General features: G+C 64.1%; 22 protein-coding genes. 17 read left to right on the top strand and 5 right to left on the bottom strand.

The genetic code is table 11. The features are described 5' to 3' along the window. Window positions 1-9: 9 nt before the first annotated feature. The 5 genes from IV091_RS02110 to IV091_RS02090 all read left to right on the top strand — a co-directional run bounded on the left by IV091_RS02110 (window position 10) and on the right by IV091_RS02090 (window position 4022). Window positions 10-1224, top strand: coding sequence for a YihY family inner membrane protein (locus tag IV091_RS02110; protein ID WP_293464469.1), 1215 nt, complete (start codon window positions 10-12; stop codon window positions 1222-1224). Between the two features lie 93 nt (window positions 1225-1317). Then, window positions 1318-1710: a thioredoxin family protein gene (locus IV091_RS02105; RefSeq protein ID WP_293464467.1), complete on the top strand. Its 393-nt coding sequence runs from the start codon at window positions 1318-1320 to the stop codon at window positions 1708-1710. A 185-nt stretch (window positions 1711-1895) separates the two neighbouring features. Then, window positions 1896-3281, top strand: a complete 1386-nt coding sequence (locus tag IV091_RS02100; RefSeq protein ID WP_293464465.1) for an FAD-binding oxidoreductase — start codon at window positions 1896-1898, stop codon at window positions 3279-3281. A gap of 90 nt (window positions 3282-3371) precedes the next feature. Then, window positions 3372-3665 carry a GYD domain-containing protein gene (locus IV091_RS02095; RefSeq protein WP_293464463.1) on the top strand — a complete coding sequence of 98 codons (294 nt, stop codon included), beginning with the start codon at window positions 3372-3374 and terminating at the stop codon, window positions 3663-3665. Window positions 3666-3752: 87 nt separating this feature from the next. Beyond that, window positions 3753-4022 carry a hypothetical protein gene (locus IV091_RS02090; RefSeq protein ID WP_293464461.1) on the top strand — a complete coding sequence of 90 codons (270 nt, stop codon included), beginning with the start codon at window positions 3753-3755 and terminating at the stop codon, window positions 4020-4022. Between the two features lie 45 nt (window positions 4023-4067). Here the strand turns inward: IV091_RS02090 and IV091_RS02085 are convergent, their stop codons facing one another. After that, entirely contained in the window at window positions 4068-4886 is an 819-nt protein-coding gene (locus tag IV091_RS02085; protein WP_293464459.1) for an alpha/beta hydrolase, read from the bottom strand. Next, entirely contained in the window at window positions 4886-6196 is a 1311-nt protein-coding gene (locus IV091_RS02080; protein WP_293464457.1) for an O-acetylhomoserine aminocarboxypropyltransferase, read from the bottom strand. The genes IV091_RS02085 and IV091_RS02080 overlap by 1 nt, the downstream gene beginning before the upstream one ends. 189 nt (window positions 6197-6385) lie before the next feature. Between IV091_RS02080 and IV091_RS02075 the strand changes: the two genes are divergently transcribed. Further along, window positions 6386-6841, top strand: a complete 456-nt coding sequence (locus tag IV091_RS02075; RefSeq protein WP_293464455.1) for a CBS domain-containing protein — start codon at window positions 6386-6388, stop codon at window positions 6839-6841. Between the two features lie 30 nt (window positions 6842-6871). Beyond that, window positions 6872-7969, top strand: a complete 1098-nt coding sequence (aroC, locus tag IV091_RS02070) for a chorismate synthase (protein ID WP_293464453.1) — start codon at window positions 6872-6874, stop codon at window positions 7967-7969. 20 nt (window positions 7970-7989) lie between these two features. Here aroC and IV091_RS02065 read toward each other — a convergent pair whose 3' ends face one another. Both IV091_RS02065 and IV091_RS02060 read right to left on the bottom strand, forming a co-directional pair. Continuing rightward, complete coding sequence (locus tag IV091_RS02065) at window positions 7990-8874, bottom strand: DMT family transporter (RefSeq protein WP_293464451.1); 885 nt, start codon at window positions 8872-8874, stop codon at window positions 7990-7992. Between the two features lie 141 nt (window positions 8875-9015). Continuing rightward, window positions 9016-9813: an IclR family transcriptional regulator C-terminal domain-containing protein gene (locus tag IV091_RS02060; RefSeq protein ID WP_293464449.1), complete on the bottom strand. Its 798-nt coding sequence runs from the start codon at window positions 9811-9813 to the stop codon at window positions 9016-9018. 159 nt (window positions 9814-9972) lie between these two features. Between IV091_RS02060 and IV091_RS02055 the strand changes: the two genes are divergently transcribed. The 10 genes from IV091_RS02055 (at window position 9973) to arfB (ending at window position 18182) form a co-directional block, all read left to right on the top strand. Then, window positions 9973-10932 (top strand): shikimate dehydrogenase, encoded by a 960-nt coding sequence (locus IV091_RS02055; RefSeq protein ID WP_293464447.1) that lies wholly within the window; start codon window positions 9973-9975, stop codon window positions 10930-10932. A gap of 40 nt (window positions 10933-10972) precedes the next feature. Next, window positions 10973-11962: a tripartite tricarboxylate transporter substrate binding protein gene (locus IV091_RS02050; protein ID WP_293464445.1), complete on the top strand. Its 990-nt coding sequence runs from the start codon at window positions 10973-10975 to the stop codon at window positions 11960-11962. Between the two features lie 68 nt (window positions 11963-12030). After that, entirely contained in the window at window positions 12031-12531 is a 501-nt protein-coding gene (locus IV091_RS02045; protein WP_293464443.1) for a tripartite tricarboxylate transporter TctB family protein, read from the top strand. Next, a complete protein-coding gene (locus IV091_RS02040; RefSeq protein ID WP_293464441.1) occupies window positions 12528-14021 on the top strand; it encodes a tripartite tricarboxylate transporter permease in 1494 nt (497 codons plus the stop codon). The genes IV091_RS02045 and IV091_RS02040 overlap by 4 nt, the downstream gene beginning before the upstream one ends. 52 nt (window positions 14022-14073) lie before the next feature. Continuing rightward, complete coding sequence (locus IV091_RS02035) at window positions 14074-14967, top strand: 4-hydroxyphenylpyruvate dioxygenase (RefSeq protein ID WP_293464439.1); 894 nt, start codon at window positions 14074-14076, stop codon at window positions 14965-14967. A gap of 16 nt (window positions 14968-14983) precedes the next feature. Beyond that, entirely contained in the window at window positions 14984-15877 is an 894-nt protein-coding gene (locus IV091_RS02030; protein WP_293464437.1) for a sugar phosphate isomerase/epimerase family protein, read from the top strand. Window positions 15878-15925: 48 nt separating this feature from the next. Beyond that, entirely contained in the window at window positions 15926-17065 is a 1140-nt protein-coding gene (locus IV091_RS02025) for a lyase family protein (protein WP_293464436.1), read from the top strand. Between the two features lie 23 nt (window positions 17066-17088). Continuing rightward, complete coding sequence (locus IV091_RS02020; protein WP_293464434.1) at window positions 17089-17256, top strand: hypothetical protein; 168 nt, start codon at window positions 17089-17091, stop codon at window positions 17254-17256. 39 nt (window positions 17257-17295) lie between these two features. Further along, on the top strand, window positions 17296-17751 hold the full coding sequence (gene aroQ / locus IV091_RS02015) for a type II 3-dehydroquinate dehydratase (protein ID WP_293464432.1): 456 nt from the start codon (window positions 17296-17298) through the stop codon (window positions 17749-17751). Between the two features lie 23 nt (window positions 17752-17774). Continuing rightward, window positions 17775-18182 carry an alternative ribosome rescue aminoacyl-tRNA hydrolase ArfB gene (gene arfB, locus IV091_RS02010; protein ID WP_293464430.1) on the top strand — a complete coding sequence of 136 codons (408 nt, stop codon included), beginning with the start codon at window positions 17775-17777 and terminating at the stop codon, window positions 18180-18182. Here arfB and IV091_RS02005 read toward each other — a convergent pair. Then, window positions 18179-18509: LysR substrate-binding domain-containing protein (locus IV091_RS02005; protein ID WP_293464428.1), on the bottom strand; the 331-nt coding region annotated here is incomplete at its 5' end. The two genes, arfB and IV091_RS02005, sit on opposite strands and share 4 nt — an antisense overlap.

Here is an 18509-nt window from a genome sequence, read left to right as displayed (position 1 = left end):
ATACCGGGGATGAAAATTCCGCAGTTCCTGAAAGCCTTGTTGAACGAGCTGGCCCATTTCCCGTGGCAGCACACCGCGACCACCCTGCGCAATCGTTTCCGTGAAGACCACATGGGGCTGACCGCCAGCAGCCTTACCTTCACCACCTCGATTGCGCTGGTGCCTTTTTTTACCGTGGCGCTGGCGGTATTTACGGCCTTTCCGATGTTCTCCAAGCTGCAGGGCGCGCTGCAAAGCTGGCTGATCCAAAGCCTGATCCCTGACAACATTGCGCGTCAGGTGCTGGGTTACCTGACGCAGTTCACCCAGCAGGCCAACAAGCTGGGTGTGGCCGGCCTGGCGGTGCTGCTGGGCACGGCGATTACGCTTATTTTGACGATAGACCGCACGCTCAACGGCATCTGGCGCGTCAAGAAACCGCGCCCGCTGGCGCAGCGCGTGCTGATCTACTGGGCCGCCATCACCCTGGGGCCGCTGATACTGGCGGCCAGCCTGGCGCTGACATCGTATGTGCTGTCGGCTTCCAGGGGCCTGGTGGGCGCCTTGCCGATCAGCCTGCGTTTTTTGCTGGATGTCGTTCAGTTTTTGCTGGTGGCGGGCGGCATGGCGGCGCTGTACCGCTATGTGCCCAACACCTACGTCAAGTGGTCGCATGCCTGGGCCGGCGGACTGTTCGTCGCCGCCGGCATTGAGCTGTCCAAGAAAGTGCTGGCCTTGTACCTGGATGCGGTACCGACTTATTCTCTGGTGTATGGCGCATTTGCCACCCTGCCTATTTTGCTGGTGTGGATCTACGTGTCGTGGGTGGTGGTGCTGATGGGGGCGGTGATTGCCGCCTACCTGCCCAGTTTGCTGGCCGGCGTGGCGCGCCGCGGCAGCGCCCATGGCTGGCTTTTTCAGCTGGCCATTGAAGTGCTGCAGCAGCTGCATGAGGCCCGCACCACCATGCGCAAAGGCGTGAGCGCCTCGCAGCTGGCTGAACGGCTCCAGGTGGACGTGCTGCAGTTAGAGCCGGTGCTGGAAACGCTGGTAGCGCTCGATTGGGTCGGGCAGCTCAATGATGAGGAAGTCGACGCGGAGTCCCGCTACCTGCTGCTGGTGGACCCGGACGCCACCTTGCTGGCGCCGCTGATGCAGCAGTTGCTGCTCGACCAGGCGCCATCGCTCGATAATTTATGGAAAAAAACCTGCTTGCCCGCTCTGAAATTGCGCGACGCGCTATGAAATAGTGATCGCTCTGGCGAATTCATAATTAGGGCGCTGTGGCGGGCCCGCGCCTGCCCATACCCCGGCTTAACAACTCTGGACACCTCTTGCATGGCACGTACATCCGCATCTGACCCTTATTTGCCCGACTACTGGGTGGTCTGCTTGTGCGCCGACTGGTGCGGCCTGTGCCGCGACTACCGGGATGTTTTCGCCTCCATGGCGGCGCGCTATCCGCGCGCGCGTTTTGCCTGGCTCGACATCGAAGACCAGGCCGACCTGCTGGGCGATGTGGAGGTGGAAACCTTTCCGACGCTGCTGGCGGCCGACGCCGAAGGCCTCCGGTTTTTGGGCCCGCTGACGCCGCAAGCCCAAACGCTGTCGCGCCTGCTCGATTCGCTGGAGCGGGGCAGCCTGCAGGCCACGGCGCATGGGCCTGCCACGCAGCAACTGCTGCAGGCCTTGCAGGCGGCGCCCGAGCACTGGGTCAGGGCCGGGCGCTGAGCAGACAGTCCGCTGCTTGCGCGCCGCCCATGCGTCGCCGATGGCGTCACCTTGGGTAAGTCGTGTAAGTCATGGAAATGGGAGCCCCTGCGGGACTTGTACGGCGCGGGTGTCGGTGCTAAAAATGAACGACTTGGGTAGTTGCGTCGAACGCAGCCCGCCCTGGCACCATCAAGGAGTACGCCATGACCAAATTACAGGCCCCACGGATTGAGGCGCTCAAAGGCAAGGTGACGGGGGCCGTGATCCTTCCGGAGGACGATCTTTACGAAAGCGCCCGCAAGGTCTGGAACGCGACGATCGACAAGCACCCTGCACTGATTGTGCGCTGCGCCACCACATCGGACGTGGTTTGCGCGGTGAACTTCGCGAAGGAGAACGGCCTTGTGCTCGCCGTTCGGGGCGGCGGGCACAACATCGCGGGCAGTGCGATGTGCGACGACGGTTTGGTCGTCGATCTCTCGCCGATGAAGGCCGCGCGCATCGACGCTGGCGCCCGCCGCGCCACCATCGAGGGCGGCGCCACGCTGGCCGATCTCGACGCCGCGACCCAAGCCCACGGCCTTGCCACGCCAGTAGGCATCAACTCCACCACTGGTGTTGCCGGGCTGACGCTGGGCGGCGGCTTCGGCTGGCTCAGCCGCAAGTACGGCATGACCATTGACAACCTGGAGTCCGCCGAGGTGGTGACGGCCGCTGGCGAGGTGGTGCGCGCCAGCGCCACCGACAACCCTGATCTTTTTTGGGCGCTGCGGGGCGGCAGCGGCAACTTTGGTGTTGTCACAAGCTTTGAGTTCCGGCTCCACCCGGTCGGGCCCGGCGTCCTCAGCGGCCTGATCGTCTACCCGCTCTCAGAGGCGAAGGCCGTGCTGCGGCAGTACCGCGAATTCATGGCGAAGGCACCGGACGAACTCTCGGTATGGGCCGTTTTGCGCCAGGCGCCGCCTCTGCCCTTCCTTCCAGAGGCGGTCCATGGCCAGGGAATCATTGCGCTCGCGCTGTTTTACGCGGGTGACCCGGCGCAAGGCATGCCGCTCATCGCGCCGCTGCGCTCGTTTGGCGTACCCCTGGGCGAGCATGTCGGCGTGCAACCCTATACCGATTGGCAAAAGGCCTTTGACCCGTTGCTTACCCCGGGCGCGCGCAACTACTGGAAGTCGCATAATTTCTCGGTGCTCGATGATGGTCTGTTCGACGCCGTGATCACGGCCATCCAGACGCCGCCATCGCCCCAGTGCGAGATATTTTTTGGCGCTATTGGCGGCGCAACCTCGCGGCCCGCGCCTGACTCTGCTGCGTATGCGCACCGCGATGCCCAGTTCGTGATGAACGTCCACGGCCGCTGGGACGACTCGGCGGACGACGAGCGCTGCATACGCTGGGCCCGCGACTTCTTCAAGGCTTCTGCACCCTTTGCCAGCGGCGGCGTTTATGTCAACTTCCTGACTGCCGACGAGGGCGATCGCGTGCGAGCAGCCTACGGCCAGAACTACGAACGCCTCGCCCGGATCAAGCGCCAGTACGACCCCCAAAACCTTTTCAGCACGAATCAGAACATCCCGCCAGCCTGATTCAGGATCTCGGTGGCTTAGGTCGGCGTTTCGGAACCGCCGTCGGTCGATTCAGTGTCTGAGGTTCCAGTCGCCAAAAGGATAAAAATCATGAGAACCTACATCGCACTTTCCAGCTTTACCGACCAGGGAATCCGCAACGTCAAGGACAGCACCAAACGCGCCGAGGCTGTGCAAGATGCCGCAAAGAAGTTCGGCGCCAACATGACCCAGATTTACTGGACGCTGGGGCACTACGATTTGGTGGCCATCATTGAGGCGCCGGATGACGAGTCGGCGACCGCGTTCGCATTGGCCATAGGGGCTGCGGGCAACGTCCGCACGCAGACGCTGCGCGCCTTTTCCAAAGACGAGATGAACGGAATTCTCGGCAAGATGGTTTAGGGGCCTGGACCATTTCCATTTCCATTGACACATGCCGGTAGCGCCGCAAAGGCCCTGAACCGGCACCTCATCCAAAGGAGAACTTCAATGACCCGCTACCTTCTGATCAGGCACAAGGTGAAGGACTTCGCGGCGTGGAAGCAGGGTTACGATGCCCACCTTCCCAAGCGCACGGAGGCCGGGCTCACGGAGAAATACCTTCTTCGCGCAGACCCCGATCCAAATGAGGTCATCCTCATGTTTGAAGTGCAGGACCTCAGCCGTGCCAAGGAATTTTCCGAGTCTGCAGACCTCAGGGAAAGGATGCAACAACTGGGCGTCGTAGACAAACCCGACATCTATTTCCTCAATGGCTGAAGGGACGATGGAACACCACGCTTGGGGCGGGCAATGCGGGCCGGCTCATGATTTCAGGAAATCCCGAATGGCAAACAGCGTGGCATCAGGCGCCTCGGTCATCTGGTGGTGGCCGACCGGCAGACTGACCCGCTGCACCGTCTTGCCCGAGTCGCGGGCCGCGTTGATCAGCCCCTGCGCGGCTCTGGGCTGCGTCATCTGGTCCTGGGCACCCAGCACAAACAGCACCGGGCAGGTAATGGCTTGAATCGCCGCTTCGCCGTTGGCGTAGCTGTCGCAGGCCTTGAAACCGCGGTGGAACACGTTCACCTTGGGGTTGCTGGCCAGCACGCGTCGGCCCAGCGCCATGCTGGCGCCATAGACCCAGGTCCCGGGGCCGAGGGCCGAGGGCGGCGGGGCCAGCGTGCTGCGCGAAAACACGTTCACCATGGCCAGCGCCTTCATCGGCTCGTTCAGCGCGCTGTCCAGCAGCGCCGGCGACACCTTCATCGGGAACGCCGTGCCGACCAGCACCAGGTGGCTGACGCGCGCTTGCAGCCGGGCGGCGGCCTCCAGCGCAATCAGCGAGCCCCAGCTGTGGCCGACCAGCGCCGCGCGCTGCACCCCAGCCGCGTCGAGCAGTGCGGCGATGAAGTCCGCCGCTTCTTCAACGCTGGAAGGCGCTTCACCGCCGCTGCGGCAGTGGCCGGGCAGGTCGATGGCCAGCACGTTCCAGCCATGATGGGCGAGGTAGCGGCTTTGCAAAATCCAGACGCTGTGGTCGTTCAGCACACCGTGGATGAAGACCACGGTCGGCTGCGCCGCATCGAACGCTTTGCCGCCGGTGTAGCAGTAGGTTTTGGCGCCGTTGACGTGGAGTTCCATCACGCACCTGCCTTTTCTGCTGTTTTTAGCGCGCGCTTCAGGTCGTCGATCAGGTCGTCTGGGTCTTCCAGTCCGATGCTCAGGCGTATCGTGCCCTGGGTGATGCCCGCGCCTGCCAGCGCGTCGTCGCTCATGCGGAAATGCGTGGTGCTGGCCGGGTGAATCACCAGGCTGCGGCAGTCGCCGACGTTGGCCAGGTGGCTGAACACCTTGAGCGCTTCCACAAACGCCTTGCCTTGCGCACGGCTGCCACGAATGTCAAAGCTGAACACCGAACCGGCGCCGCGCGGCAGCAGCTTTTTGGCCAGCGCGTGGCTGGGGTGCGATTGCAGCATCGGGTGGCCGACGCGCGCCACCAGCGGGTGGCTGGCCAGAAACGCCACGACTTTTTCGGTGTTGCTCATGTGGCGCGCCATGCGCAGCGGCAGCGTTTCGATGCCCTGCAAGATCAGCCAGGCCGTGTGCGGGCTCATGCAGGCGCCAAAGTCGCGCAGGCCCTCGCGGCGCGCACGCAGCAAGAACGCGCCGACCGTGCTTTCCTCGCTGAACACCATGTTGTGAAAGCCGTCGTAGGCCTCGGTCAGTTCGGCAAACTTGCCTGCGGCCCTGGAAGAGTCCCAGTCAAAACTGCCGCCATCGACGACCAGGCCGCCAATGACCGTGCCGTGGCCGCTCAAAAACTTGGTGGCCGAGTGGTAGACGAGGTCCGCGCCGTGGTCAAACGGCTTGATCAGCCAGGGCGAGGTCAGCGTGGAGTCGACCAGCAGCGGCACGCCAGCATCATGGGCAATGGCGCTCACGGCCTCCATGTCCAGCACGTCGAGCCCCGGGTTGCCGACGGTTTCGCCAAAGAATAATTTGGTGTTGGGCCGCACGGCGGCGCGCCAGCCGTCCAGGTCGCCGGGCTGGACAAAGGTGGTGTCAATGCCAAAGCGGCGCAGGGTGTAGTGCAGCAGGTTCTGGCTACCGCCATACAGGGCGGTGCTGGCCACAATGTGGGAGCCGGCGCCCATCAAGGTGGCAACGCTCAGGTGCAGCGCGGCCTGGCCGCTGGCCGTGGCAATCGCGCCTATGCCGCCTTCGAGGGCCGAAATGCGCTGCTCCAGCACCGCATTGGTCGGGTTGCTGATGCGCGAATACACATGGCCGGCGCGCTCCAGGTTGAACAGGCTCGCGGCGTGGTCGCTGGACTCGAAGACAAAGGAGGTCGTGAGGTGAATCGGCACGGCGCGTGCGCCTGTGGCCGGGTCGGGGGCGGCACCGGCGTGCAGCGCCAGGGTGTCAAAACCGGGGTCGGAATAACCGGGCATGCGTGTGTCTCCAGAATAAAAAAGCGAAAGCAGAGGGCCAGGGTTTTTTCGGCGCCTGGCCCGGGCCGGGTGACGCAGGCGATCCGGGAAATCATTACAGCCTGCCCCCGGATTGTGGGCTATATTAAAAGTGAATTTCCCGGCGCTGCTTAGCAGGGAAACAATCGCAAAACAACCCAGGAGAAGGCGATGAAGGTTATTGACATCCTGCGCGTGAAGGGCAACACGCTCTACACGGTGCAACCCGACGAGCCTCTGTCCAAAGCGGCCCAAATCATGGCCGAAAAGGACATCGGGTCGCTGGTCGTCATGGAGCATGGCGACCTGGTCGGCATGCTGACCTTTCGCGAGGTGCTGCTGTGCATCGTCAGCAACGGCGGCGAGATGGGACGCACGCTGGTGCGCAAAGCCATGGACGACCATCCGCTGACCTGCACCACCGAGACCGACATGGACGAGGTGCGCCGCATGATGCTGGACCGCCATGCACGCTACATGCCCGTGATGAACCAGAAAATGCTGATGGGCGTGATCAGCTTTTACGACGTGGCCAAGGCCGTGGTGGACAGCCAGAACTTCGAGAACAAAATGCTCAAGGCCTATATCCGCGACTGGCCGGCCGAAGACGACGCCAAGGAAGTCTGATCAGCCGCGCGCTCAGGGATAATCCAGTCCATGAGCGGCAATACTTTTGGAAATCTTTTCGCAGTCACCAACTTTGGTGAATCCCACGGCCCGGCCATTGGCTGCGTGATTGACGGCTGTCCGCCGGGCATGGCGCTCAGCGAGGCAGACATTCAGCCCGACCTGGACCGGCGCCGCCCCGGCACCTCCAAGTTCGTGACCCAGCGCAACGAGCCGGATGCGGTCGAGATCTTGTCGGGCGTGTACCAGGGCAAGACCACCGGCACGCCGATTTGCCTGCTGATCAAAAACACCGACCAGCGCAGCAAGGACTACGGCAACATCCTGGAATCCTTCCGGCCAGGCCACGCTGACTACACCTATTTCCAGAAATACGGCATTCGCGACCCGCGCGGCGGCGGGCGCTCGTCGGCCCGCCTGACCGCGCCCATGGTGGCGGCCGGCGCGGTGGCCAAGAAATGGCTGTTTGAGCGCTACGGCACCGAGTTTCGGGGCTGCATGACGCAAATTGGCGAGTTGCCGATTGGCTTTGAGTCCTGGGACTTTGTGCCGCACAACCCTTTCTTTGCCCCCGTGGCCGACGTGTCGGAACTGGAAACCTATATGAACGAGTTGCGCAAGGGCGGCGACTCCTGCGGGGCGCGCATCCGCGTGTCGGCCTCCCGCGTGCCGGTTGGCCTGGGTGAGCCGCTGTTTGACAAGATGGACGCCGACATTGCGTACGCCATGATGGGCATCAACGCCGTCAAAGGGGTGGAAATTGGCGCCGGTTTTGCCAGCGTCGCGCAGCGCGGCAGCACGCACGGCGACTCGCTCTCGCCCGAAGGTTTCAAATCCAACAACGCGGGCGGCGTGCTGGGCGGCATCAGCACCGGGCAAGACCTGGAAGTGTCGATCGCCATCAAGCCCACCAGTTCCATCCTCACGCCGCGCGAGTCGATTGACCTGGCCGGCCAGCCGACCCAGGTCAGCACCAAAGGGCGGCACGACCCGTGCGTCGGCATTCGGGCCACGCCGATTGCCGAGGCCATGCTGGCGCTGGTGGTGATGGAGCATGCGCTGCGCCAGCGTGCCCAGAATGCAGACGTCGTGGTCAGCACGCCGGACATCATGCGCCAGCGCGACTGATTGGCGACCCCCATTGCGCATCAGGGCTCGGGCGGCGCGCCCCTGAACGGGTTGAAGCCCGTGATCAGCGCGGTGGCCGCCAGCACCAGCAAACAGCCGGGCAGCATGCTGGCGGTGACGGGTTCACCCAGAAACAGCCCGCCCCAGCTGACGCCGAACAAGGGAATCATGAAGGCCGCCGAGGTAGCCGCGCTGGCCGGGATCTCGCGCATCAGCCGCATGCTGATCCAGTACATGAAGCCCGAGGTGATGGTGCCCAGCACCGTCACCGCGATCAGCGCCGCCGGCGTGTAATGGGCCGAGGGGGCGGCGGCGCCTGCCGGAGCCAGCAAAATCAGCGCGGCCGCCACATGCACGGCGGCCGAAGCTGGCAGCGGCGCGTAGGCCATGGTGGCGCGCTTCATCAGGATGGTGCCAAAGCCATAGGCGGCCGCTGCGGCCGTGCAGGCCAGCGCGGCCAGCACCACCTGCGGCGTCACGGCGACCGGCCCCAGCTGCACCAGCAGCGCAACGCCGGCAAAGCCCACGGCGCAGCCCAGCAGGCGGCGTGTCGTCAGTTTTTCTTCACCGGCCACGGCTGCACCCAGCACGCCAAACAAGGGTGCGGTGGCGTTCAGCACGGCCGAGTAGCCAGCAGGAATCACCAGCGCCGCCCAGCTGAACAGCACGAACGGCGTGACCACGGTGAGCAGGCTCAGCAGCGCCAGCCTTGGCCAGGCGGCGCGCGGCGGCCAGCGCTCCCGCAGCGCGCGCATCAGCACGGCCAGCACCACGGCGGCCAGGGTGCAGCGCAGGCCGGCCAGAAGCCAGGGTCCGAGCGCGGGGCTGGCAATGCGAAGCAGGGGGAATGAGGCGCCCCAGAGGGCGGACATGCCGATCAGCTGGAGGAAATGTCTGGTGTGCATGTCGTGCGCGGTCAGCGGCCCTGGTGGGTGTATTTATTGATGAAATAGGCCTCTAGCCCACAATGAACGGTCGCTAATAGCTACTAAAAAAGTAGCATTTTAAGTGTTTTTGGTCAGGCTGCAGGGCCTTGCCTGTGGCGCTCAAATCAGATTGCGCATGGCGCGCGCGGTTTCCTGCAGCACTGGCAGCACCCGCGCCACCACCTCCTCAGAACTTTCCTGGCCCATCGGCGTGGTCACATTGAGCGCGCCCACCAGGTCGCCCCGGTGGTCCAGCAGCGGAACGGCGATGCCGCGGGCGCCGAGTTCGAGTTGCTGCTCTGACAGCGACCAGCCCTGCGCCCGAATGCGCGCCAGTTCCAGGCGCAGGCGGTCCTTGCTGGCGATGGTGTGCGAGGTATAGGCCTTGAGCGTTTGCGTGGCCAGCCAGTGCTCCACCCAAGCCGGATCGCCAAGCGCCAGCAGCAGCATGCCGGCGGCCGTGACCTGCGCCTGCACCCGCGCGCCCAGCACATAGCCGGTGTTCATGATGCGGCTGGAGCCGTTGCGGGCGATGTACACGATGTCGTCGCCATCGAGCACGCTGACATAGGCTGTTTCTGAGGTGCCCGCCGTGACGCGCTGCAAAAACGGCTGAACGATGCGCGGCAACCGGGCCGATTCCAGGTAGGACTGCCCCAGGCGCAGCACGCGCGGCGTGAGCCAGAACAGCTTTCCATCGGTCGCCACGTAGCCGATGTGCCGCAGCGTGAGCAGGTAGCGGCGCGCGGCGGTGCGCGTCATGCCGCAGCGCTCGCCGGCCTGGCTGGCGGTCATGCGCGGGTGGGCGTCGTCAAACGCCTCAATGATGGACAGGCCTCTTTCGAGGCCGGCAATCCAGTCGCGCTTGTCCAGCACGGGGCTGGCTGGCGTGAACGTTTCTGATGAAGATGGCGGCATGGCGGGCAATTCTGGTTCGGGCAACGGGCGCTTCACCTTAGTGATAACCCTTAATAAGATCGATGATCGATCATATTTGTTCGATCATCGATCTTGTGACGATGATTCTTGTTTTGATTCGGGCGCCTATTGGCTAAAGTTCGCATCGAAATGCTAATTATGAACGATCACCGAACAAATCTGCCAGCCAGTCCAACACTTGGCACCCGCATCCATGGCTGCACCGATGTCTACTTCATCGTGGGCGATCCGGTGGCGCAAGTGCTGGCGCCCGAGGTGTTCAATCCCCTGTTCGCCCGCTTTGGAATTGACGCGGCCATCGTGCCGGTTCAGGTGGCTCCTGCCGACCTGGCCGCATTTGTCAAAACCGCTTTCCTCGGAAAAAACATCAAGGGCATGTGGGTCACCATTCCGCATAAAACGTCGGTCATGCAGGTGCTGGACCACTGCAGCGCGCTGGCCCGCATGGCGGGCGCTGTCAATGCCATCAGGCGCAACGTCGACGGCTCCCTGGAGGGCGGTCTGTTTGACGGCGAAGGTTTCGTGGCGTCGCTGGGCTACTTCAATATCTCCTACGCAGGCCAGCGGGTGCTGATTCTGGGCGCTGGCGGCGCGGCTGCCGCCATTGGCGCGTCACTGGCGCTGGCCCGCAACGGCGTGGTGGCCGCAGAGGTGGCATTTTTTGACCCGACCCCTGGCAAGGCGGCTGAAGTCGCCGGGCGCATTGCGGCAGCCACCGGCACGCGTGTGCAGTCCGTCGCCAGCAGCGATCCAGCCGGCTTTGACCTGGTGGTCAACGCCTCGCCCTTGGGCTTGCGTCTGTCGGATGCCTTGCCGTGCGATGTGGCGCGGCTGGAGCCCTCGGCGGCACTGGTCGACATTGTGATGAAAAACCAGCCCACGCCCGTGGTGCGCGCCGCACGGGAACGCGGGTTGAACGCCCAGCCCGGCTTTGAGATGCTGATCCAGCAGGCCCACTTGTACCTCGATTTTTTCGGGTTTTCCGAGGCCGCCGCAGCGCTGCGCCACGATGCCGATGGCATTCGAAAAGTCATTTATCCAACGGCGTTGCAGGGCGAAATCCGTCCTCCGCCGTCCACCTTTTTTCCAACCCCGTGAGGCATTCGCCCACATTTTTTCCACCTGAGGAGACAATCCCATGAACTATCGTCGTCAACTGCTGGGCGCTGCCGCGCTGGCCCTTTTTGCATCCGTGGGCGCGGCCCAGACCTACCCCGACCGTGAGTTGTCAGGCGTGATCCAGTGGGGCGCCGGCGGCGCGACCGACGTGGTCGCCCGCTCCCTGGTGCCTTACGCCGAAGAAGCGCTGGGCAAAAAAATCGTGCTGCAAAACAAGGCCGGTGGCGTGGGCGCCATTGCCACCAATTTTGTCTATCAACAGGCCGCCGACGGCTACACGCTGCTGATCGGCGCCGAGAACCCGCAGTTGCACCCGGTGCTGGGCATTAGCGAGCTGGACTACTCGAAGTTTTATCCCGTCAACATCATTGGCCGTGGCAATGTGCTGGTGGTGACCACCCCGAACAAGCCGTGGAAGACCTTCAAGGACTTGCTGGCTGAAGTGCAGGCCAACCCGGGCAAGGTCAAGCAGGGCTCCACCGGCACCGGCGGCCTGCCTTTTACCGTGAGTTCCATGATTTCCACGGTGGCCAAGTTCCCGGCCACTGCCGTGCCGTTCGATGGCGACGGTCCTGGCGTCACCGCCTTGCTCGGGGGCCACGTGGACTTCATGTTTGTCGGCGCAGGCGCTGCCGCCGAGCACATCAAGGCCGGTCGACTCAAGGCGCTGGGCGTCATCAGCAGCGAAGCCTACGAGGGCATTCCGCCCATTACGGCAGACCTGCCAGCCTTGGGCAAGTACCTGCCCTGGGGTCCTTTCTACGGCGTTTTTGTCAAGCGCGATGTGCCTGATGCCGCCAAGGCCAAGCTGGTCGCTGCCTTCAAGACCGCCGCCAACAACCCCAAGTTTGTGGAGCTGATGAAGAGCCGCGGCAACGTCATGATGAATATTTCTGGCGCCGAAGCCGAGACCTTCCTGAAGAAATGGCAGTCGGTGACATCCTGGACCTATCAGGAAGTCGGCGTGGCCAAGAAGTCGCCGGCTGACCTGGGCATTGCCAAGCCCTGATGCTTGCTGCCCTCGGGCCGGCATGGCGCCGGCCCGATGGCGTTCAATCCACCCATCAGGAGATACCCATGAGTTTCCCCCGTTCACGTCTGCCCGGCGAACTGGCATTTTCGCTGCTGCTGGTTGTTTTCAGCGTCTTCATGCTCTGGCAGGCCTATGCCATTTCCAAGTTTGAGTCGCTGACCTCGGCTGGCGCTTTTCCGATGTTTGCGACCTTCGTGCTGGTCGTGACCGGCCTGATGATTGCGGGCCAGACGGCGCGCGCCAGACCGCTTCCTGGAGACGCCGGTGAATCACTATTTCAGCAGTTCGTGCGCCGCATCACGCCTGTTGTGCTGGTGCTGTTCGTGGTGGCGATTGCGGCCTACATGTGGCTGCTGGAACGTTTGGGCTTCGTGGTGTCGTCCTACCTGTTTCTGGTGCTGTCGATGGGGCTGCTCGGCAGCCGCCGGCTTGTGCTCAACCTGGGGGTCAGCGCGCTCAGCCTGGCCTGCATCTACGTTATTTTCCAGACGGCTTTCTCAGTCGTTCTGCCTTCCGGCACCTGGATTCAAGGGTGGCTCAAATGACCGAAGCACTGACTTATTTTTTCATGTCCTGGGTCGATCCGAACCTGCTGTTTCTGACGGCGGCCGGCACCTTCGCAGGCATTTACATCGGCGCCATCCCGGGCCTGTCGGTCACGATGGCGGTGTCCATCCTGATCTCGTTCACCTTCAAGTGGCACGTCAACGATGCGCTGGCGATGATCTCGGGCATCTACCTGGGCGGCGTCTACGGCGGCTCGCGCAGCGCGATTCTCCTGAATATCCCGGGTGCGCCGTCGGCCATTGCCACCGGCCTGGACGGCTATCCGCTGGCCAAGCGCGGCGAGGCGGGCGCGGCCATTGGCCTGACTACCATCGTGTCGGTGTTTGGCGGTTTCGTCGGCATTCTGGCGCTGGCGATTGCCGCGCCGGCGGTGTCGGAGCTGGCGCTCAAGTTTGCGCCGCGAGACTATTTGATGCTGGCGGTCTGGGGCATCTTGCTGGTCGGCAGCCTGTCGGGCGGCTCGCTGGCCAAGGGCATTTTTGCCGGCGCCCTGGGCGTGCTGATCGGCTCGGTAGGCCTGGATCCGATGACGGCCGAGTCGCGCTTTACCTTTGGCAGCCTGCAGCTCACGGCCGGCATCTCGTATGTGGCGGCCATGATCGGTTTCTTTGGCGTGGCCGAGGTGCTGGTGCAGCTGCATGAAATGAAGCTCAAGGCCGTCAAGCAGGACGTCAGCAAGATCATTCCGCCCTGGGCACTGGTGCGCAAGTACCTGCCGCTGGCGACCCGTACCTCGGCCATCGGCGTGGTGGTCGGGGCCCTGCCCGGTGCGGGCGGCGACATCGCGGCGCTGATGGCCTACGACCATGCCAAGCGCACCGTCAAGAACCCGTCGCGGCCCTTTGGCGAGGGCGCTTACGAGGGCCTGGTGGCACCTGAATCGGCCAACAACGCCGCCGTGCCGGGGGCCTACATTCCCATGATGACGCTGGGCATTCCGGGCGATGCGGTGACCGCCGTGATCATTGGTGCGATGTACATCCACGGCCTCAAGCCCGGCCCGATGCTGATGATCGAGACGCCGCACCTGTTCTGGTTCCAGGTTGGCGCGCTGACGCTGGCCAACTGTTTCCTGCTGATTTTTGGTCTGACCGGCATCAAGTTGTTTGCCAGGATCGTGGAAACGCCCAAGCCTATTTTGTTGCCCCTGATTCTGGTGCTGTCGGCCGTGGGCGCCTACGCTATCAACAACAACCCGGTGGATGTCTACTGGATGCTGGCTTTTGGCGTGATCGGCTACTTTCTCAAGATGTATGGTTTTCAGGTCGGGCCGGTGATTCTGGGCATGATTCTTGGGCCCATGATGGACAAGTCCTACCGCCAGGCCATGATTTCCGCCGAAGGCAACATCGGGCAGTTTGCCGGCGAATTCTTCACGGCACCGCTGTCCTTCATTATTTTGATGGCGCTCACGCTCACCATCGTCAGCCAGACCCAGTGGTGGAAACGCCTGCGCGGGCGCGCCTGAAAGCGCCTGCAAGAATACAGACATACTTGCTGTTCAAAAAAGGAAGCTACTTATGACGACCGCCACCTTGCCGGACCGCGAAGCGATTGCCGGCGCCACCAACCCTTTGGGCCTGGACGGCATTGAATTCATCGAATACGCCACCGCCAAGCCGCAGGCGCTGGGCCAGGTGCTGGAGATGATGGGTTTTCGCCCGATTGCCCGCCACCGCTCGCGCGAAGTGATGCTGTACCGCCAGGGCGGCATGAACGTGATTGTCAACGCCCACATTCCGGCCCTGCCCAATGGCGCGCCGCCAACCGACCAGCCGGTGCTGGCCGCCGTGGCCCTGCGCGTGCGCGATGCGGCTGCGGCCTATGCCCATGCGCTGGAGCGCGGCGCCTGGGCCGTGCCGCCGCGCGTTGAGGTCATGGAGCTCAACATCCCGGCAATTCACGGCGTGGGCAAGAGCCGCATTTATTTTGTGGACCGCTACGACAAGTTTTCGATCTACGACGTGGACTTTGTACCGATTCCGACGGTGGACCAGCACCCGCCCGCAGTGGCTGGTCTGCATTTCTTTGGCCTGGTGCAGTACATCGGCAACGACCGCACCGAGGACTGGGCCGAGTTCTACCGCGAACTGTTTGGTTTTGTCGACCTGCCCGCCGAGCAGCGCTTTGGCATCTTGCCCAAGGGCCGGATCCTGCGCAGCCCGTGCCCGGCGTCTTCGCGCTTTTACCTGCAACTGATCGAGCCCGAAGCGACCGTGCTCGATGTCGAGGGCGACGAAGGCCTGCAGCGCATCGGCCTGGGCAGCCCCGATGTGCTGGCGGCCGTGGCCGAGCTGGGCCGGCGCGGCGTGGAGTTTGTCGAGTCGCGCGGCGTGCACACCGAAGACCGGGGCGCGCTGACCAAGACCTGGATGGGCAGTGTCAGCTTTGAGCTGGTCCACAACGAACGTTAAGCGAGCGGCCATCACCATGATCCACAACAGCGGAAATATCGACGATTTCGGGATGGACACCATCTCGCTGGCGGGGCCGCTTGAGGCCAAGCTCAAGGCCGTGCGTGAGGCCGGCTTCACCCAAATCATGCTGGCCGCCAAAGACCTGGTGGGCCACCCCGACGGCCTGGATGCGGCCGTGGCGGCCGTGCGTGCCAGCGGCCTGCGCGTGACCGGCTTTCAGGTGCTGCGCGACTTCGAGGGGCTCTCCGGCCACCTGCACGCCTACAAGATGGACATTGCCAAGTCCATGCTGGAAATGTGCCATGCCCTGGGTTGCCACCTGTTGCTGATCTGTTCGTCGACCTCGGTGCATGCCACGGGCGACACCGCCGCGCTGGTCAGGGACTTGCGCAAGCTGGCCATGCTGGCAATTCCCATGGACATCAAGATCGCCTATGAAGCCTTGTCATGGGGCCGCACGGTCAATGAATTCCCGCAGGCCTGGGACCTTGTTTGCCAGGCCGACATGCCCAACCTCGGGCTGGGTTTTGACTCGTTTCACATGTTCGCCACCAACACCGCGCTGGACGAGCTGGACATGCTGGACCCGCAGAAAATATTCCTGGTGCAACTGGCCGACTTCATGTGGACCGAGATCAAGTCGGTCGAGGAACGCATTGCCACGGCCCGGCATTTCCGCGTGTTTCCGGGCGAGGGCGTTCACAGCGAAGCGCTGGCGTCCCTGGTGAGCAAGCTGCACAGCCTGGGCTACCGCGGCGACTACAGCTTTGAAGTCTTCAACGACGACTACCAGCAAATGCCGCTGCCCACCGTCGCCCAGCGCGCCTGGCGCTCGGCCCAGTGGCTGGGCGAGGATGTGCTGCGGCGCTCGGTACCGCTGCCCAACCAGATCCGCCTGAAGCGGTGAAGCCCTGGGCGGCCGAACGGCGGATGGATTGAACTGGACGACGACCGCATGCACAGTTTCTACGATGGTTTTTTATCCGCCTCCGATGTGTCGGAGGTCTTTAGCGAGCGCACCTTTCTGCAAGCGCTGCTGCGCTTTGAGGCCGCACTGGCGCGCGCGCAGGCCAGCGCCGGGCTGATCCCCGAGGCGGCGGCCCAGTCCATCGTCGGCACCTGCAGGATCGAGCTGTTTGACGTGGCCAAAATCGTGCGCGACAGCGCACGGGCCGGCAGCATGGTCACGCCGCTGGTCAAGAGCCTGAAGGAAGCCGTGGGCCTTTTCAACCCCGAGGCCGCCGGGTTTGTTCACCTGGACAGTACCGGCCAGGATGCGGTCGATACCGCGCTGGCCCTGGTCACGCGCCATGCGCTGGGCCTGATTGACGCCGACGTGCGCCAGGCGGTGGCGGCGCTGATGGCGCTGGCCGGGCGCCATGCGGCCGATCCGGTATTGGAGCGCAGCCTGCAGCAGCACGCCACGGCCACCAGCTTTGGGCTGCTGTGCGCGGCGTGGGCGGCGCAGCTGGTGCGCAGCCTGCAACGCTTGCAGGCTAGCAGCGGCCAGGCCTTGTGCCTCCAGTGGAGCGGCGGCGCGGGCGCGCTGGCTGCCATGAAGGGCAGGGCGCCTGACGTGATGGCGCTGATGGCGGCTGACCTGCAGCTCAAAGCGCCGCTGCCTGGCGGGCCTGCGCAGCGCGACGAATGGGTGGCGCTGGGCTGCGCGCTGGGGCTGCTGGTGGGCAGCCTGGGCCAGGTGGCCAAAGAGATTGCGCTGATGAGCCAGCCTGCGGTGGGCGAGTTGTGTGATGCGCCAGCCGCAGCGCCCGGGCGCACCGCGTTCGCCTGCATGACGGCGCTCTCGGCCAGCGGGCGTGCTCCGCTGCGGGTAGCGGCCCTGCTCGCGGCCATGCCGCACGCGCATGAGCGCGCGCTGGGCCACTGGCAGGCGGAACTGGCCGAATGGCCGGAGTTGCTGGTGTCAGTGCATGCCAGCGCGCGGGCCATGTCAGGGGCGCTTGTGGGCATGGAGGCGGACACGCAGCGCATGCGGGCCAACCTGGACCCATTGGGCGCGCAGTGGTCCCCTGAACTGGCCGGGCAGGCGGCGCAACTGACGCGCGACCAGGTGGCTGCGCTGACAGCCCCTTGATCAACCGGCTCTCAAGCCCCATCTTGCCTTGGTCCGAAGCCGTTATTGACGCCCGTATTTTTCAGCCGGCCGTGGCCCGGGCAGCGCCGATAATCACGGTGGCTGACACCCTGCAAAGCCTGCTTGCCTTGCAAGCGGTGCGCCGCTCGATTGCCACCGGGCAAACTGTGGCGCTGCAGGACTTGCGCTGAAACCCACATTGCCCCACCACTCACAGAAAGACACGCCGCATGAAAACAGTCCTGGTCCTGAACGGCCCCAACCTCAACTTGCTGGGCACGCGCGAGCCGGCCGTGTACGGATCGCAAACCCTGGCCGATGTGGAGGCGCTGTGCCTGAAGGCCTGCGCTACCCACGGCCTGGCGCTGGACTTTCGCCAGAGCAACCATGAAGGCGTGCTGATCGACGCGATCCAGGAGGCCGGGCGCGCCCAGGCCGCCGGCACGCTGGCCGGCGTGGTGCTGAACGCCGGCGCCTACACCCACACCAGCGTGGCCATCATGGACGCGATCAAGGGCGCGGGCGTGACGCTGATCGAGCTGCACATCAGCAACGTGCATGCGCGCGAGGCGTTTCGCCACCATTCCTACATCTCGCCGGTGGCCAAGGCGGTGATGGCCGGCTTTGGCATCAAGGGCTACGCGCTGGCCATTGCCGGCCTGGCCGAGCTCGCACAGCCGGCTTGATGACTCCTTTCAGGCACTGAGTCATGTCGCCCAATAAATTTCTGGTCGACGAGTGCGAGGTGGAGCTCAGCGCCATCCGGGCGCAGGGCGCGGGCGGGCAAAACGTCAACAAGGTGTCCAGCGCGGTGCATCTGCGCTTTGACATCAGGGCCTCGTCGCTGCCCGACGAGATCAAGGAGCGCTTGCTCTGCTTGAGCGACAGCCGCATCACCCAGGAAGGCGTGCTGGTGCTCAAGGCACAGCAGCACCGCACCCAGGAGATGAACCGCGCCGATGCGCTGGCGCGGCTGCAGGAGGTGGTGGATTCAGTGTCGAATCCGCCCAAGGCCAGGCGCGCCACCAAGCCGACCTACGGCTCCAAACAGCGGCGGCTGGAGGGCAAAAGCCAGCGCGCCAGCATCAAGTCGTCGCGCGGCAAGGTGCAGGACTAAGCTGGGTTCCAGGCGGGCTGCTCAAACGCCGCCGCCAGGTAGTCCACGATGCGCCGCACCTTGACCGACAGGTGCTGGCGGCTCGGGTACACCGCGTGAATGGCCAGCACTGGTGCGCGGTACTGGGGCAACACTTCCACCAGGCGGCCATGTTTGAGGTCTGCCCCCACGATGAAGTCCGGTTGCAGGATCAGCCCTTGCCCGGCCAGCGCCGCCGCCAGGCAGGTGTCGCCCGAGTTGCTGCGCAAGCGGGCCTGCGTGGTGACTTGCACCGGGCCGTTCGGGCCTTCAAAAGCCCAGACATCGCCACCCGACCAGTAGCTGTAG

The organism is Polaromonas sp. (genome assembly GCF_018780625.1).
Classification (GTDB): domain Bacteria; phylum Pseudomonadota; class Gammaproteobacteria; order Burkholderiales; family Burkholderiaceae_C; genus Polaromonas.
Note: the sequence above shows the minus strand (reverse complement) of the source record. Positions and strands in the feature narration are given on the sequence as shown.

Bases quoted from the DNA above. Each gene is read 5' to 3' on its own strand.
- IV091_RS02110 (WP_293464469.1), top strand. From the start codon at position 10: ATGAAAATTCCGCAGTTCCTGAAAGCCTTGTTGAACGAGCTGGCCCAT.
- IV091_RS02105 (WP_293464467.1), top strand. From the start codon at position 1,318: ATGGCACGTACATCCGCATCTGACCCTTATTTGCCCGACTACTGGGTG.
- IV091_RS02100 (WP_293464465.1), top strand. From the start codon at position 1,896: ATGACCAAATTACAGGCCCCACGGATTGAGGCGCTCAAAGGCAAGGTG.
- IV091_RS02095 (WP_293464463.1), top strand. From the start codon at position 3,372: ATGAGAACCTACATCGCACTTTCCAGCTTTACCGACCAGGGAATCCGC.
- IV091_RS02090 (WP_293464461.1), top strand. From the start codon at position 3,753: ATGACCCGCTACCTTCTGATCAGGCACAAGGTGAAGGACTTCGCGGCG.
- IV091_RS02085 (WP_293464459.1), bottom strand. From the start codon at position 4,886: ATGGAACTCCACGTCAACGGCGCCAAAACCTACTGCTACACCGGCGGC.
- IV091_RS02080 (WP_293464457.1), bottom strand. From the start codon at position 6,196: ATGCCCGGTTATTCCGACCCCGGTTTTGACACCCTGGCGCTGCACGCC.
- IV091_RS02075 (WP_293464455.1), top strand. From the start codon at position 6,386: ATGAAGGTTATTGACATCCTGCGCGTGAAGGGCAACACGCTCTACACG.
- aroC (WP_293464453.1), top strand. From the start codon at position 6,872: ATGAGCGGCAATACTTTTGGAAATCTTTTCGCAGTCACCAACTTTGGT.
- IV091_RS02065 (WP_293464451.1), bottom strand. From the start codon at position 8,874: ATGCACACCAGACATTTCCTCCAGCTGATCGGCATGTCCGCCCTCTGG.
- IV091_RS02060 (WP_293464449.1), bottom strand. From the start codon at position 9,813: ATGCCGCCATCTTCATCAGAAACGTTCACGCCAGCCAGCCCCGTGCTG.
- IV091_RS02055 (WP_293464447.1), top strand. From the start codon at position 9,973: ATGAACGATCACCGAACAAATCTGCCAGCCAGTCCAACACTTGGCACC.
- IV091_RS02050 (WP_293464445.1), top strand. From the start codon at position 10,973: ATGAACTATCGTCGTCAACTGCTGGGCGCTGCCGCGCTGGCCCTTTTT.
- IV091_RS02045 (WP_293464443.1), top strand. From the start codon at position 12,031: ATGAGTTTCCCCCGTTCACGTCTGCCCGGCGAACTGGCATTTTCGCTG.
- IV091_RS02040 (WP_293464441.1), top strand. From the start codon at position 12,528: ATGACCGAAGCACTGACTTATTTTTTCATGTCCTGGGTCGATCCGAAC.
- IV091_RS02035 (WP_293464439.1), top strand. From the start codon at position 14,074: ATGACGACCGCCACCTTGCCGGACCGCGAAGCGATTGCCGGCGCCACC.
- IV091_RS02030 (WP_293464437.1), top strand. From the start codon at position 14,984: ATGATCCACAACAGCGGAAATATCGACGATTTCGGGATGGACACCATC.
- IV091_RS02025 (WP_293464436.1), top strand. From the start codon at position 15,926: ATGCACAGTTTCTACGATGGTTTTTTATCCGCCTCCGATGTGTCGGAG.
- aroQ (WP_293464432.1), top strand. From the start codon at position 17,296: ATGAAAACAGTCCTGGTCCTGAACGGCCCCAACCTCAACTTGCTGGGC.
- arfB (WP_293464430.1), top strand. From the start codon at position 17,775: ATGTCGCCCAATAAATTTCTGGTCGACGAGTGCGAGGTGGAGCTCAGC.